A 13,702-nucleotide genomic window follows, 5' to 3' on the forward strand; every position below is an offset into this window, starting at 1 on the left:
GTCATGCTATTCCTTTAATATTTTATTTAAAAAATCTTCACTTTCTTTTTCTGATAAAAAACCTTCTTTAGCTGCGTTCTTTGCTTGTATTGTCCAATACATATCTTCAAACTGGCTAAATTTTTCATACTCCTCATGTGATATGAGTACTGCAGCAGGTTTACCATATCTATTTATAATAATTGGTTCTTTTATTACTTGTATCATCAATTCTCCAAAATGATTTTGAGCCTCTCTACTACTTATATTTTTCATGCATTTACCTATCTTATATATAAAAAAATATATCATAAATAATAGCTATTATCAATATGATAGCTATTATTTAATGATACTCCTCGCAGCAGAGCTACGAGGTATCTATCCAAAAAGTTTTAACTGTTTTTGTTGAAATGCTTTATAAGAAGGTTTGCCTGAACCTTGATTTTTTACATAATTACGTAATTTCCGCTCATCACCATGTTTACATACTGTGCTCATAAAATATCCTTTACTCCAAAACTCACTTCCCCATAATTTTTCTTTAAGATTTGGATATTTCTTAAACATTTCCTTAGATGTAATACTTTTTATGATTTGAGTTATTTTTGTTGGGCTATACATTGGTATTGACTGTAGTAAAAAATGTACATGTTCTTTATCTACTCCTATTTCCAAAAATCTAATTTCATAACGAGCTTCTATGTCCTCACAAATTTTACATAAATAATCGTCTAGTTCCTCTTTGAATATTACTCTTCTATACTTTGCCGGTGTTACTAAATGATATATTAGTACTGTGACATTATCACTTTTATGTATATAACTGCTTTCTTCCATGCATCTAGTATATCACGAAGCAGACCTTCGGGGAATTAAACCCTAAGAGATTAAATTAAAATTTTTAGCTTTATAACATGTAATTATAAAATAATGATAAAAATAAAGCTTTGCTTAAATATAAATTTTTTGCAATAAGTCAAAACCAGCAGGATTCAGTTTATAATCCACTTCCGCTTGTTGCAATATTCTTAAAGTCTTCAAGCACTCAGATAGACTAAGGCTATTTGCTATTTTAGTAAAATCATTAATATACTGATAAAAAATAGGCGGTGATAGCGATTTTATTGCAGAATCAATATGCTCCCCATTTTTTACTTTCGACAATACTATGTATAAATTTAGATAATGCCTTATTAAGGCTCTAATCATCAGCACTTCATTTATATTTTGCTTTTTTAATATATCTAGTTCGTTTAAAAAACTGATATAATTTTTTTGTGAAAAGTACATTGCTAAATCGCTACCATTAGCCATGATCTCACTACTGAGCACTTCTCTAATATCATTTAAGGTAACTTCTTGTTTATCATGAACAAAATATATCAACTTATTTATCTCATTGGAAACTAACTCATGATCCCCCTTTAAATGATTTTTTAAATAAATTAGTGCTTCCCTATCTATAATTTTACTACATTTAGCTAATTTTTCTAAAACTATCTTCTCAATCTTTGCTTCATCATCATGATAACAAGCAAGAGAAGCTAGCGATTCTTCAGTTTCAAAAAATTTTCTAAAGCTGCTGCTTGAGCTAATATCTTCACCGATAAACACAGGAAAATTAATATAATTATCATTTAGAATTACTTTTAAATTCTTATCAATTGAATTTCCCACGCCTCTAATTCTAATTAATTCTTTCTGATTGAAGAAGTTAGGCGAATTAAGTAATATCTCTAAAGAAGAAATATTAAGGTCACTATATTCTATAGAAGTTTGCAGCATGTTAAGCTTTTTCACTAAGTGACGACAAATTTTATCTATATAACCTTTATCAGGACCATATAATAATAGAGCCTTAACCTTACCACTGGCTATTAATTCAAATAAACGATTAATTTGCGAAAAATAGAATTTCATAAATTATTATTTCGAGTAAAGTATAAAATTATTCTGCGGCGAATTTCTTCAGCTGCCGCATAGGCAAGGTCTATTCCTGTTTCATCTCGCTCAACACTCGAAGCATAAGGGGTAAAGATAGAGTTATATGATGTTGATTGATAAAACTTTTCTTTGATTAATACTTTTTGGCTTTCTATATCAACTAATTGGTATTTGACTGACTGATTAATATACTCCCTTAAAACATTCGAGTTTTTTTCTATAGTAGCAGGCGTAGTTGCCCCTGCTAGTTCTGCTTTAAGAATATATTTCGCTTTTGTTTTTTGTGGCAAGATACTTGTTAATCGGTGATAAAATTCAGCCCCTTCTATTGTTTTAATAGACTCTACCTCAATAGATTCTAAATTTTTAACTACCTCACTATTACTATATTCTGTATCATAAACAGGTTTTAAATTACAACCATTTACAAATAAGAGTAGTAAAACAATAAATAAATAACGCATAATTTTTTAGACTTTTTTTGATTAATAAGATGCTGGTGGTTTCACTGTAGTCTTATGTCATTCAACAACAATGATCAAACCACGAGATAACAAACAATCCCCTAACATCTTACTATATTAATATCAGTTTATTTTGATTTTGTGAAAGGAAATTATGATAATTACTTTTTAAAATGATACTCCTCGCAGCAGAGCTACGAGGTATCTATCCAAAAAGTTTTAACTGTTTTTGTTGAAATGCTTTATAAGAAGGTTTGCCTGAACCTTGATTTTTTACATAATTACGTAATTTCCGCTCATCACCATGTTTACCTACTGTGCTCATAAAATATCCTTTACTCCAAAACTCACTTCCCCATAATTTTTCTTTAAGATTTGGATATTTCTTAAACATTTCCTTAGATGTAATACTTTTTATGATTTGAGTTATTTTTGTTGGGCTATACATTAGTATTGACTGTAGTAAAAAATGTACATGTTCTTTATCTACTCCTATTTCTAAAAATCTAATTTCATAACGAGCTTCTATGTCCTCACAAATTTTACATAAATAATCGTCTAGTTCCTCATTGAATATTACTCTTCTATACTTTGCCGGTGTTACTAAATGATATATTAGTACTGTGACATTATCACTTTTATGTATATAACTGCTTTCTTCCATGCATCTAGTATATCACGAAGCAGACCTTCGGGGAATTAAACCCTAAGAGATTAATTTAGGCATAGCCTCTAATAATGTTTTTATCATCACTAATTTAGCTTTTCCTCCAAGTGCAGTATGTAATATAGTGTAACCTGTAGGAGATAGACGATCTATCCAATGCGGAGCTAACTCTAATATTTTGTCTACTAATTTCTGCTTATTCTCTTCTACTGCATCATGCAATATATTTATTTTTTGAATCAAATAAAAATTCTTTTAATTCATTTTTATTATTTCTTCTTACTAATTTTTCTAGTTGCTTTAAGGCATCTTCTTTTTTAAAAACTTCTTTTTCCATATCGTCATCTGAACCAGGTGATGGGTACGGAGCGGCATAAGATTCATTAATCTCTGTAAGAGATAGTTTTGGTATCGTTGTCTTTTCTTCTTTTTTATTGAGCTTTTTTTTGTCATTTATTCTCCTAATTTTAGAATTGATAGCAATAATATTATCTAACTGTATTCGTTTAATTTCTCATATATAAAATAGTTTATTATTTCTTCGGAAGAAAAATCTTCAGAAGTAAATTCCGGTGGTGTAAACATTTTTTCATAGTTTTCTAATACCAATTCAACTTTTCTATCTACAAGATTACATTTTTCTTCACATTCTTTTTTGAGCATAGAAGGAGTAAAATCTTTTGCTATTATTAAATTAGGTTTATTTTGCAATAATATCTCTACCATTTCACCACCTGCTATACCCAAAACGGCAATATGCAAAATATTATGGTTACTTGGCTCAGTAGTTACATTTATTAAATTAGAATTTATTTCCAATATATTTTTCACTAATTGTATTTCATTTTGTTCTACTGCCTGGCAAAAAATATTTTGATTATGATATGGTGTATTGTGACTAAAATAAATTTTTAATTCATTTTTATTTAAGCTTTTAACATCTTTTAATTCTGGAATATCGCTCGAATGAACATCTGAATTAATTTTAAATAAAGATAGTAAAGCTCTTAATCCACTTTTTTTTAACTAGTGAATCTACTAGCACTATTTTTCTGGACATCTTTTCTCCTAAATTATAATCAGTTTCAGCTTTTTAAAGCTTATTATCTATAAATTATTTCTCCCAAAAAGTTAGTTTCTTCTATTTCATGTGTTGATGATTGCTGATGGCTTATGGTTGCTTCCATAAAATTAATCTCTTAGGGTTTAATTCCCCGAAGGTCTGCTTCGTGATATACTAGATGCATGGAAGAAAGCAGTTATATACATAAAAGTCATAATGTCACAGTACTAATATATCATTTAACGCGAGTTTCGTATTCAAAAAGTCGCTGTATAGCTGATAAACAGTGGGTTACGGGGATATTGATAATACTGTTTTTGTTATAAAGTGAGTACAAAATACAAATTGCTAATTAAAATATGGTATTTATAGTATAAGAAAAAAGTTTATAGGTTATTGAAAAAACTTTAAGAGCAATAACCTATGATAATGGATTTTACAGAAATATTTTGTTACGTCGATGATTTTTTTCAAGAATTAGACAAGCATACAAATTCAATTACTAACCATAACAACAAATCTGGTCCTAAAAGTCGACTTAACAGAAGTGAGGTAATAACAATTATAATAGGCTACTGGCAGTCATCTTATGATTGTTTTAAGAATTATTATCTGAAGCAAATATGGATTTATCATCAAAGAGATTTTCAATTAGTAAGCTATAGTCAATTTATAAAAATAATAGGTCCACATTTACCACTATTAGTACTGATATTCAATTCTATTTTGGATCAGTGTGATGGCCTTTCTTTTGTAGATTCAAGTAGTATAGAGGTATGTAAGAGATACCGTATTTCAATGAATAAAGTGTTCGCCGGCATAGCAGCACGCAGTAAGACAACAAAAGGTTGGTTCTATGGACTTAAACTACATCTAATAATTAATAGAGCCGGTGGTATAGTTAAAGCATCTTTTAGCCCTGGCAATAAGGATGATAGAAAACAGCTGGAACTGATGATCAAAAATCTTTTTGGTAAAGTATTCGGAGATCGTGGTTATATTTCACAACAATTATTTCAACAACTTTTAGAGCAAGGAATTTTTATGGTAACTAGGGTAAAGAAAAATATGAAAAATAAACTTATGTCTATGTTGGATAAAATATTATTGCTTAAAAGAGCATTAATAGAATCTGTGTTTAGTAAAATTAAACTATTGGGGAAGTTTGAGCATTCAAGGCATAGATCAGTTACAAATGCCTTTGTGCATATGGTTGCAGCACTGATAAATTATCAAATGTCTGATAATAAACCTTCTATTACATCTCTCTTGATATGCTAAATCCTATGCTATATTAATTCGAAACTCGCGTTAAAAAGATTCCTTTTCAAACTGTACTTTTTGACACATGGTATGCTACACACAAAATTATGCAACATGTTGACTCCTTGGGCAAATATTATTATGCCCCTATTAAAGCCAATAGAAATGTTAGTAAAACGTGTGATTACGAGCCTTATAAAGCTGTTAGCAAGTTGACGTTTTCAGATGAAGAAATTAAGAATGGAATGGAGATTCATATAAAAGGATTTGCCAAAAATAAGCATGTTAATTTGTTTAAATTTACTGTTTCTACCAACAGAGTTGATTATGTTGTTACCAATAACAAAACTCAAAAATCTTCCAAAACTTACGCTATGTTTGGTTCTAAATATCGTAAAGATGGAGAACGAAGCTGTTGTTGCATATAGTCATCTAAAAGCCCTAACTTTATTTGGTAGACCGTTTTACCTATTTTATTTGCAGTTCTTTTGAGAAAAGCCCAAACTAGAAATGCACAACTAATGTGATTACGTTGGATACGCTGTTTTCTGCATTGGCAACGTTCTATACCAGTCAGTTGCTTAATTTTTCTATGCATGCTCTCAATTACCCATCGCAAGCCAAACTCATCTTGTGCAGCTTTAGAAGATTTTTGAGTTTTGTTATTGGTAACAACATAATCAACTCTGTTGGTAGAAACAGTAAATTTAAACAAATTAACATGCTTATTTTTGGCAAATCCTTTTATATGAATCTCCATTCCATTCTTAATTTCTTCATCTGAAAACGTCAACTTGCTAACAGCTTTATAAGGCTCGTAATCACACGTTTTACTAACATTTCTATTGGCTTTAATAGGGGCATAATAATATTTGCCCAAGGAGTCAACATGTTGCATAATTTTGTGTGTAGCATACCATGTGTCAAAAAGTACAGTTTGAAAAGGAATCTTTTTACTATAAACAGCATTATTGAACATCTTTAGTAGGTGATCTAGTTTCGTCGCTCCATCATGATCAGGTGAAAAAATGCGATAATCTATTACCCAAAACTTATCAATATCGGGGTTATAATATACAAGACTCACTACTCCTATACCGGTAGTAACTCCACCTGTAGCTCCACTATACTGCGATCTAGCAACCTCTATTTTCTTTGTGTTCCTTTTGTTTAACACCGTATCATCAAATATTGTATATCCGTTAGATGAAAAGATAACATCATTCTTAATGTGTTCCCATAACAAAGAAGGAGTATATTTTTCATTTTCTAAAAATCTATTAATAACATCATGGCTACATTTCTTGGCATGTTCAGCGTAGTAGGTTAAACTATAATTCTTTTGGCTAATTGTTAAAAATTGACAGTAATCTGTTCTATTAATTGGTATTGCTTGCAATCTGTTCCTCTTTGACATGTTTAATTATTCTTACAATAATTTATCACTCTTCCACTCATAGCGTAAGTTTTGTAATATTATCCATTACTACTATCTGACCAGGCTTTAACTCTTTGATCAATATCTCTTGTACATAAGTTTCAAAAATGTCCTTATTACATGTCCCATCAAATATTATTGGGGCAATAATATCTTTGGCAGACACCCCAGCAATCATACTAATCAGTGATTTATGTTGATAGACCCTTTCACCATAACATCTTTGACCGATAATGCTCCACCCGTGTTCTCTACAGCTATTATCTTCTATCCCAGATTCATCGATAAATACTAAATCTTGTTTGTCTATAGTTTTTAGTTTCAATATAAACTCATTCCTTAGACCAACATCTCTTTTGGGATGAAGAAAAGTTTTTTTTATAACTATAACCTAATTTATTAAGCAATCTTGATATCGTACTTGCAGATACTTTTTGACTCCAGTTGTTAGCTAGTTCCATGGTGGTTTTATCAAAATTTAATTCTATAAATTTTTTAAATCCCTCTATGTCTCTTATTATTCTACGATGTCCTGTATGATAACCACTTTTTGCTTTGATATCGCCGGTTTGTTTCTTTAATTTTTTCCATTCTATTATAGTCTTCCTACTAATAGAGTATATCTCAGAAGTCTCTTTTATTGTTTTACCATCTGTTAAACTTTTTATTACTCGTATTCTTAAATCGTATGAATATGCCTTTGCCATAAGTTTTTCATTTAGTATACGCGAGTGTCGTATTAAGATGCCTAATTATGGTTAATTAACTTGAAAAATCCTTGTTACTCCAATCTTTTAAGCACTTTGATAAGTTTCACACCTCAATACTTGACATAAAAAATGCAATTTATGATTTTTAGCTAATTTTATAACAAAAATAGTATTATCAATATCCCTGTATCCTAGTATTTATCAGCTATTCCGCTCCTTTGTGAATACGAAATTCGCGTTAGTATAATCTAACTCATACTCTAAGTCACTATCTTATCGCATTAAGCTATACCTATAGAAGACTTAAGATTAATAGAAATGATTGAAAATAAATTAGATATAGAGGAAGCCAAAGAAGCTGTTAAAGAGGCAAAATTAAACGATACTATTTCTTTAGATGAATTAAAAAAAGAAATATTATAAGCTATGAGTTCTGAATATAAAATTGAGCTTGCACCTAATGCTCAAAGGCAATTTAAGAAAATATCTTTGCTATATTTATGCTTTTTTTACTGGATTCCTGCTTTTAGCTAAGAATGAAATCGGAATCACGCAACAATGTCGTCATGGGGTGACACTCAAGACGTTTGTCGATCTACGCAATAAGGCTATTTATTTTCTACCAAATAAACGTTCGATATCTTTAAGCTTAAGTTCAATATATGTAGGTCTGCCATGATTGCACTGCCCTGAAAATGGAGTATCTTCCATTTGACGGAGTAGTGCGTTCATTTCATCTCCTGATAATTTTCGTCCTGCTCGGATAGAGTAGTGGCAAGCATAGGTCTCGGTAACATGCTCAATTAACTCGGTTAGGGCTATATTCTCACCGCATTCCGCTAGATGGTCAGCCAAATCTTGAATTAGTTTTTGTACGTTTATATCACCAAGAATATTGGGAATTTCGGTTACTATGATAGATTTTTCGCCAAATTTTTCTAAGCTTAATCCTAGTTTAGATAATTTATCCTTATTCTCATATAAAATATCTGCTCTCTTTTCGTCCGGTAGCTCCACTATTTCGGGAATAAGTAAACGCTGCTTTATTAGCTCTTCATTTTTAATATAATTCTTGATTTTTTCATAGCCAAGACGTTCGTGTGCCGCGTGTTGATCAGTAACCACTATACTATCTTCTGTTTGAGAAATAATATAAGTAGTATGAAGTTGTGCTTTTGCCGCCCCAAGCCTATATTGTGAAGGTTTTTGTTGCTCGTTTTGTATACGCTTCTCTACTTCTTGTTCGATTTTAGCGTGAGGCAGTGTATCAATTAATTTTTGACAGCTATTATTTGGTGTATATTTAGGTATAGCATGCGATACAGCCGGTCTATATTCGCTAGGTTTACTATTCACGTTTAAGGGTTTGCTGCTTACAGATGACTCTTTATTAACAAATGGGTTTTTAAATAATTCAATAGCACTAGATGCAATAGTAGTTGATGCTATATGGCTTTTATTCGACAAGGCGTTTTTGATGGAATCTATAAGTAAATTCCTTACATAATTTGGATCATGAAATCTAACTTCAGCTTTTGCGGGATGGACATTTACGTCAACAAGTTGCGGATCGATTTGTAGGAAGATAGCACATAAAGGATAGCGATCACGCGGCATATAATCTTGATATGCTACCCTTAGAGCTACTTGCAGCAATTTATCTTTTACCGGTCTGTTATTAATGAATAAAAATTGATCTTCGCTAGATGCTCTGTTATATGTCGGGATACTTGTATAGCCGTAAATAGAGAAATCAGGGGATTTAAAATCTATATAAGAGGCATTTTTTATAAAATTTTCCCCTATTACGTCAATTATTCTTTGTTTCAAGTTATTTTCGGCATCCTTATTCTGTCCTTTAAGCTTTAGTAAAGTTTTACCATCATGTGTTAGGCTAAAAGAGATTTCAGGATGTGCAAGTGCAATTTTTTTAACTATATCTACAGTAGCTGCAAGCTCGGTTTTATCAGTTCTTAAGAATTTTAGGCGTGCGGGGGTGGCAAAAAATAAATCTCTTATCTCAATTTTAGTACCTTCATTATGAATAGAAGCTGTAATTTGTTTTTCGTCACCGCCAATTAATTTAATTTGGAAAGCTTTTTGATTATCACGTTTTTTAGAAGTAATTAGCATTTTGCTAATAGCGGCGATAGAGGGTAATGCTTCGCCCCTAAAACCAAAAGTATGGATATTTAAGAAGTCACTTTCATCAAGCTTAGAAGTCGTATGACGCTCAACGGCAATCTCTAACTCCTTATCCGTCATACCGACGCCGTCATCGGAAATAATGATTAGATTTTTACCAGCACGTTCTAAGATAATATCTATTTTAGTGCTACCTGCATCAACGGCATTTTCAACCAATTCCTTCACAACCGATGCAGGACGCTCTATAACCTCACCGGCAGCAATGCGGTTGATAGTACTGTCTGAAAGAAGCTTTATAGTCATTTTGGTTCTATTAATCTAAATTTCTTACTACAATAAGGGCAGCTAATTTCCTTTTTTTCTTTATCAATTTCTAAATAAACTCTTGGATGATCATAAGGCGGTTCTTTGCCACAACAAGATACAGATGCATCAACGCTATTAACAATTTCCATAGATTTACACATTATTCCTTTAAATAATATCTAACATAAGTTACTTTTAAAGTAAAGTATACTCGTTTAATTTGAAAAATTGGCGGCGTTGTCCTACAAGTACGCAGGTAACTCACGTACTTAAAGTGTACGCTCCGTTCCTCGTCTTGTGGACGTCTTGCTCTTTTCCAAATTAATACTATCGTCTACCCAGTTCTTCTCTTACTTAGGATTATATATTTATTTAAAGAGGTAAAAATGAAAGATTAAGGTAGTAGTTATAACCGGTTCAACAAGTGGTATTGGGTTTGAAATAGCAAAGCATTTTGCAAAACTTGGTACTAAGTTAGTTATTAATGATTTTGCAAAAGATGATGAAGTGAAAAAATTTCTATGGAATTAAAAAATCTTGGTGCGGCTAACGTATTTTATCAAGGAGTAAATCTTGAAAAGCCGAGCGAAATAAAAGCTATGTTTGAAAATATAGTAAAAGAATTTGGAAAAATAGATATATTAGTGAATAATGCCGGTATTCAACATGTTGCTCCTATCGATGAGTTTCCAGAAGATAAATGGGAACAGATTTTGCGTATAGATTTAATCTCTTAGGGTTTAATTCCCCGAAGGTCTGCTTCGTGATATACTAGATGCATGGAAGAAAGCAGTTATATACATAAAAGTCATAATGTCATAGTACTAATATATCATTTAGTAACACCGGCAAAGTATAGAAGAGTAATATTCAAAGAGGAACTAGACGATTATTTATGTAAAATTTGTGAGGACATAGAAGCTCGTTATGAAATTAGATTTTTGGAAATAGGAGTAGATAAAGATCATGTACATTTTTTACTACAGTCAATACTAATGTATAGCCCAACAAAAATAACAAAACTTACGCTATGTTTGGTTCTAAATATCGTAAAGATGGAGAACGAAGCTGTTGTTGCATATAGTCATCTAAAAGCCCTAACTTTATTTGGTAGACCGTTTTACCTATTTTATTTGCAGTTCTTTTGAGAAAAGCCCAAACTAGAAATGCACAACTAATGTGATTACGTTGGATACGCTGTTTTCTGCATTGGCAACGTTCTATACCAGTCAGTTGCTTAATTTTTCTATGCATGCTCTCAATTACCCATCGCAAGCCAAAATCATCTTGTGCAGCTTTAGAAGATTTTTGAGTTTTGTTATTGGTAACAACATAATCAACTCTGTTGGTAGAAACAGTAAATTTAAACAAATTAACATGCTTATTTTTGGCAAATCCTTTTATATGAATCTCCATTCCATTCTTAATTTCTTCATCTGAAAACGTCAACTTGCTAACAGCTTTATAAGGCTCGTAATCACACGTTTTACTAACATTTCTATTGGCTTTAATAGGGGCATAATAATATTTGCCCAAGGAGTCAACATGTTGCATAATTTTGTGTGTAGCATACCATGTGTCAAAAAGTACAGTTTGAAAAGGAATCTTTTTACTATAAACAGCATTATTGAACATCTTTAGTAGGTGATCTAGTTTCGTCGCTCCATCATGATCAGGTGAAAAAATGCGATAATCTATTACCCAAAACTTATCAATATCGGGGTTATAATATACAAGACTCACTACTCCTATACCGGTAGTAACTCCACCTGTAGCTCCACTATACTGCGATCTAGCAACCTCTATTTTCTTTGTGTTCCTTTTGTTTAACACCGTATCATCAAATATTGTATATCCGTTAGATGAAAAGATAACATCATTCTTAATGTGTTCCCATAACAAAGAAGGAGTATATTTTTCATTTTCTAAAAATCTATTAATAACATCATGGCTACATTTCTTGGCATGTTCAGCGTAGTAGGTTAAACTATAATTCTTTTGGCTAATTGTTAAAAATTGACAGTAATCTGTTCTATTAATTGGTATTGCTTGCAATCTGTTCCTCTTTTACATGTTTAATTATTCTTACAATAATTTATCACTCTTCCACTCATAGCGTAAGTTTTGAAATTTTACATAAATAATCGTCTAGTTCCTCATTGAATATTACTCTTCTATACTTTGCCGGTGTTACTAAATGATATATTAGTACTGTGACATTATGACTTTTATGTATATAACTGCTTTCTTCCATGCATCTAGTATATCACGAAGCAGAGCTTCGGGGAATTAAACCCTAAGAGATTAACTATTAAGCAATAACTAATGTTAGAAATTTCTTGAAAAGTCATTATTTACCTCATTACACTAAAATAAATTAATTTTTATTTCAGGAGGAAGTTATGACACAAAAAGAGCATTCACAAACAATCGAACTAAATCAAATAAAAAACGCTAAAATACTACACTTTAAAGATGAATACGGCAAAGCTGTAGATGGGCATTTAATTATAGGGGAAGTAGAACATAAAGAAAAAATAAATCTAGAAAGAAAACTATCAAAACTTACGCTATGAGTGGAAGAGTGATAAATTATTGTAAGAATAATTAAACATGTCAAAGAGGAACAGATTGCAAGCAATACCAATTAATAGAACAGATTACTGTCAATTTTTAACAATTAGCCAAAAGAATTATAGTTTAACCTACTACGCTGAACATGCCAAGAAATGTAGCCATGATGTTATTAATAGATTTTTAGAAAATGAAAAATATACTCCTTCTTTGTTATGGGAACACATTAAGAATGATGTTATCTTTTCATCTAACGGATATACAATATTTGATGATACGGTGTTAAACAAAAGGAACACAAAGAAAATAGAGGTTGCTAGATCGCAGTATAGTGGAGCTACAGGTGGAGTTACTACCGGTATAGGAGTAGTGAGTCTTGTATATTATAACCCCGATATTGATAAGTTTTGGGTAATAGATTATCGCATTTTTTCACCTGATCATGATGGAGCGACGAAACTAGATCACCTACTAAAGATGTTCAATAATGCTGTTTATAGTAAAAAGATTCCTTTTCAAACTGTACTTTTTGACACATGGTATGCTACACACAAAATTATGCAACATGTTGACTCCTTGGGCAAATATTATTATGCCCCTATTAAAGCCAATAGAAATGTTAGTAAAACGTGTGATTACGAGCCTTATAAAGCTGTTAGCAAGTTGACGTTTTCAGATGAAGAAATTAAGAATGGAATGGAGATTCATATAAAAGGATTTGCCAAAAATAAGCATGTTAATTTGTTTAAATTTACTGTTTCTACCAACAGAGTTGATTATGTTGTTACCAATAACAAAACTCAAAAATCTTCTAAAGCTGCACAAGATGATTTTGGCTTGCGATGGGTAATTGAGAGCATGCATAGAAAAATTAAGCAACTGACTGGTATAGAACGTTGCCAATGCAGAAAACAGCGTATCCAACGTAATCACATTAGTTGTGCATTTCTAGTTTGGGCTTTTCTCAAAAGAACTGCAAATAAAATAGGTAAAACGGTCTACCAAATAAAGTTAGGGCTTTTAGATGACTATATGCAACAACAGCTTCGTTCTCCATCTTTACGATATTTAGAACCAAACATAGCGTAAGTTTTGCGAGAAATTGAAGTAAAGCGTGATTTAGGGAAATTTAAAAAAATTCTA

20 protein-coding genes and 3 pseudogenes are annotated in these 13,702 nt (G+C 31.3%); 8 read left to right on the forward strand and 15 right to left on the reverse strand.

Annotation, left to right across the window (positions count from 1 at the left end; all coding sequences use genetic code 11):
• Positions 1–6: 6 nt before the first annotated feature.
• From ACOAL3_RS08585 to ACOAL3_RS08620, 8 genes are all read right to left on the reverse strand, one after another.
• A complete protein-coding gene (locus ACOAL3_RS08585; protein ID WP_395476601.1) occupies positions 7–255 on the reverse strand; it encodes a type II toxin-antitoxin system Phd/YefM family antitoxin in 249 nt (82 codons plus the stop codon).
• 105 nt (positions 256–360) lie between these two features.
• Positions 361–819 carry an IS200/IS605 family transposase gene (gene tnpA, locus ACOAL3_RS08590; RefSeq protein ID WP_419234605.1) on the reverse strand — a complete coding sequence of 153 codons (459 nt, stop codon included), beginning with the start codon at positions 817–819 and terminating at the stop codon, positions 361–363.
• 114 nt (positions 820–933) lie between these two features.
• A complete protein-coding gene (gene holA / locus ACOAL3_RS08595; protein ID WP_395476600.1) occupies positions 934–1,902 on the reverse strand; it encodes a DNA polymerase III subunit delta in 969 nt (322 codons plus the stop codon).
• Positions 1,899–2,390, reverse strand: coding sequence for a hypothetical protein (locus ACOAL3_RS08600; RefSeq protein WP_341791222.1), 492 nt, complete (start codon positions 2,388–2,390; stop codon positions 1,899–1,901). The genes holA and ACOAL3_RS08600 overlap by 4 nt, the downstream gene beginning before the upstream one ends.
• 205 nt (positions 2,391–2,595) lie before the next feature.
• On the reverse strand, positions 2,596–3,054 hold the full coding sequence (tnpA, locus tag ACOAL3_RS08605; protein WP_419234838.1) for an IS200/IS605 family transposase: 459 nt from the start codon (positions 3,052–3,054) through the stop codon (positions 2,596–2,598).
• A gap of 42 nt (positions 3,055–3,096) precedes the next feature.
• On the reverse strand, positions 3,097–3,300 hold the full coding sequence (locus ACOAL3_RS08610) for a hypothetical protein (protein WP_419234839.1): 204 nt from the start codon (positions 3,298–3,300) through the stop codon (positions 3,097–3,099).
• A complete protein-coding gene (locus ACOAL3_RS08615; protein WP_419234840.1) occupies positions 3,272–3,394 on the reverse strand; it encodes a hypothetical protein in 123 nt (40 codons plus the stop codon). The genes ACOAL3_RS08610 and ACOAL3_RS08615 overlap by 29 nt, the downstream gene beginning before the upstream one ends.
• A gap of 155 nt (positions 3,395–3,549) precedes the next feature.
• Complete coding sequence (locus ACOAL3_RS08620) at positions 3,550–3,876, reverse strand: hypothetical protein (protein ID WP_419234841.1); 327 nt, start codon at positions 3,874–3,876, stop codon at positions 3,550–3,552.
• Between the two features lie 426 nt (positions 3,877–4,302).
• On the opposite strand from ACOAL3_RS08620, the gene ACOAL3_RS08625 reads away from it, so the two are divergent.
• From ACOAL3_RS08625 to ACOAL3_RS08635, 3 genes and pseudogenes are all read left to right on the forward strand, one after another.
• Positions 4,303–4,446: a hypothetical protein gene (locus ACOAL3_RS08625; protein ID WP_419234842.1), complete on the forward strand. Its 144-nt coding sequence runs from the start codon at positions 4,303–4,305 to the stop codon at positions 4,444–4,446.
• Between the two features lie 97 nt (positions 4,447–4,543).
• The gene (locus tag ACOAL3_RS08630) at positions 4,544–5,401 is read left to right on the forward strand and encodes an IS982 family transposase (protein WP_419234519.1); all 858 of its coding nucleotides are present in this window, start codon (positions 4,544–4,546) and stop codon (positions 5,399–5,401) included.
• Positions 5,402–5,433: 32 nt separating this feature from the next.
• Positions 5,434–5,748 (forward strand): annotated as a pseudogene (locus tag ACOAL3_RS08635) (IS701 family transposase); the annotation flags it as partial.
• A 2-nt stretch (positions 5,749–5,750) separates the two neighbouring features.
• Here ACOAL3_RS08635 and ACOAL3_RS08640 read toward each other — a convergent pair.
• From ACOAL3_RS08640 to ACOAL3_RS08660, 5 genes are all read right to left on the reverse strand, one after another.
• The gene (locus ACOAL3_RS08640) at positions 5,751–6,782 is read right to left on the reverse strand and encodes an IS701 family transposase (RefSeq protein ID WP_473198140.1); all 1,032 of its coding nucleotides are present in this window, start codon (positions 6,780–6,782) and stop codon (positions 5,751–5,753) included.
• A gap of 55 nt (positions 6,783–6,837) precedes the next feature.
• The gene (locus ACOAL3_RS08645; protein ID WP_419234844.1) at positions 6,838–7,146 is read right to left on the reverse strand and encodes a transposase; all 309 of its coding nucleotides are present in this window, start codon (positions 7,144–7,146) and stop codon (positions 6,838–6,840) included.
• A gap of 7 nt (positions 7,147–7,153) precedes the next feature.
• On the reverse strand, positions 7,154–7,528 hold the full coding sequence (locus ACOAL3_RS08650) for a helix-turn-helix domain-containing protein (protein WP_395476636.1): 375 nt from the start codon (positions 7,526–7,528) through the stop codon (positions 7,154–7,156).
• A 615-nt stretch (positions 7,529–8,143) separates the two neighbouring features.
• Complete coding sequence (gene mutL, locus ACOAL3_RS08655; protein ID WP_419234845.1) at positions 8,144–9,982, reverse strand: DNA mismatch repair endonuclease MutL; 1,839 nt, start codon at positions 9,980–9,982, stop codon at positions 8,144–8,146.
• Positions 9,979–10,146 (reverse strand): zinc-finger domain-containing protein, encoded by a 168-nt coding sequence (locus ACOAL3_RS08660; protein ID WP_395476968.1) that lies wholly within the window; start codon positions 10,144–10,146, stop codon positions 9,979–9,981. Before ACOAL3_RS08660 ends, mutL begins: the two co-directional genes overlap by 4 nt.
• A gap of 280 nt (positions 10,147–10,426) precedes the next feature.
• Here ACOAL3_RS08660 and ACOAL3_RS08665 point away from each other — a divergent pair, with 280 nt between their 5' ends.
• The 3 genes and pseudogenes from ACOAL3_RS08665 to tnpA (ACOAL3_RS08675) all read left to right on the forward strand — a co-directional run.
• The gene (locus tag ACOAL3_RS08665; RefSeq protein ID WP_419235632.1) at positions 10,427–10,516 is read left to right on the forward strand and encodes a hypothetical protein; all 90 of its coding nucleotides are present in this window, start codon (positions 10,427–10,429) and stop codon (positions 10,514–10,516) included.
• A complete protein-coding gene (locus ACOAL3_RS08670; RefSeq protein WP_419234846.1) occupies positions 10,507–10,722 on the forward strand; it encodes an SDR family NAD(P)-dependent oxidoreductase in 216 nt (71 codons plus the stop codon). The genes ACOAL3_RS08665 and ACOAL3_RS08670 overlap by 10 nt, the downstream gene beginning before the upstream one ends.
• Positions 10,723–10,764: 42 nt before the next feature.
• Positions 10,765–11,010 (forward strand): annotated as a pseudogene (gene tnpA, locus ACOAL3_RS08675) (IS200/IS605 family transposase); the annotation flags it as partial.
• On the opposite strand, the gene ACOAL3_RS10955 reads toward tnpA (ACOAL3_RS08675), so the two are convergent.
• Positions 11,009–12,040 (reverse strand): IS701 family transposase, encoded by a 1,032-nt coding sequence (locus ACOAL3_RS10955; RefSeq protein WP_473198135.1) that lies wholly within the window; start codon positions 12,038–12,040, stop codon positions 11,009–11,011. The pseudogene tnpA (ACOAL3_RS08675) and the gene ACOAL3_RS10955 overlap by 2 nt on opposite strands.
• A 73-nt stretch (positions 12,041–12,113) precedes the next feature.
• A pseudogene (locus ACOAL3_RS08685) lies at positions 12,114–12,239 on the reverse strand (IS200/IS605 family transposase); the annotation flags it as partial.
• A gap of 148 nt (positions 12,240–12,387) precedes the next feature.
• Between ACOAL3_RS08685 and ACOAL3_RS08690 the strand changes: the two are divergent.
• Both ACOAL3_RS08690 and ACOAL3_RS08695 read left to right on the forward strand, forming a co-directional pair.
• Entirely contained in the window at positions 12,388–12,561 is a 174-nt protein-coding gene (locus ACOAL3_RS08690; RefSeq protein WP_419234847.1) for a hypothetical protein, read from the forward strand.
• Positions 12,562–12,616: 55 nt separating this feature from the next.
• A complete protein-coding gene (locus ACOAL3_RS08695) occupies positions 12,617–13,648 on the forward strand; it encodes an IS701 family transposase (protein ID WP_473198135.1) in 1,032 nt (343 codons plus the stop codon).
• The last annotated feature ends 54 nt before the right edge of the window (positions 13,649–13,702 follow it).

The organism is Rickettsia endosymbiont of Nabis limbatus (assembly GCF_965196655.1).
Lineage (GTDB): Bacteria > Pseudomonadota > Alphaproteobacteria > Rickettsiales > Rickettsiaceae > Rickettsia.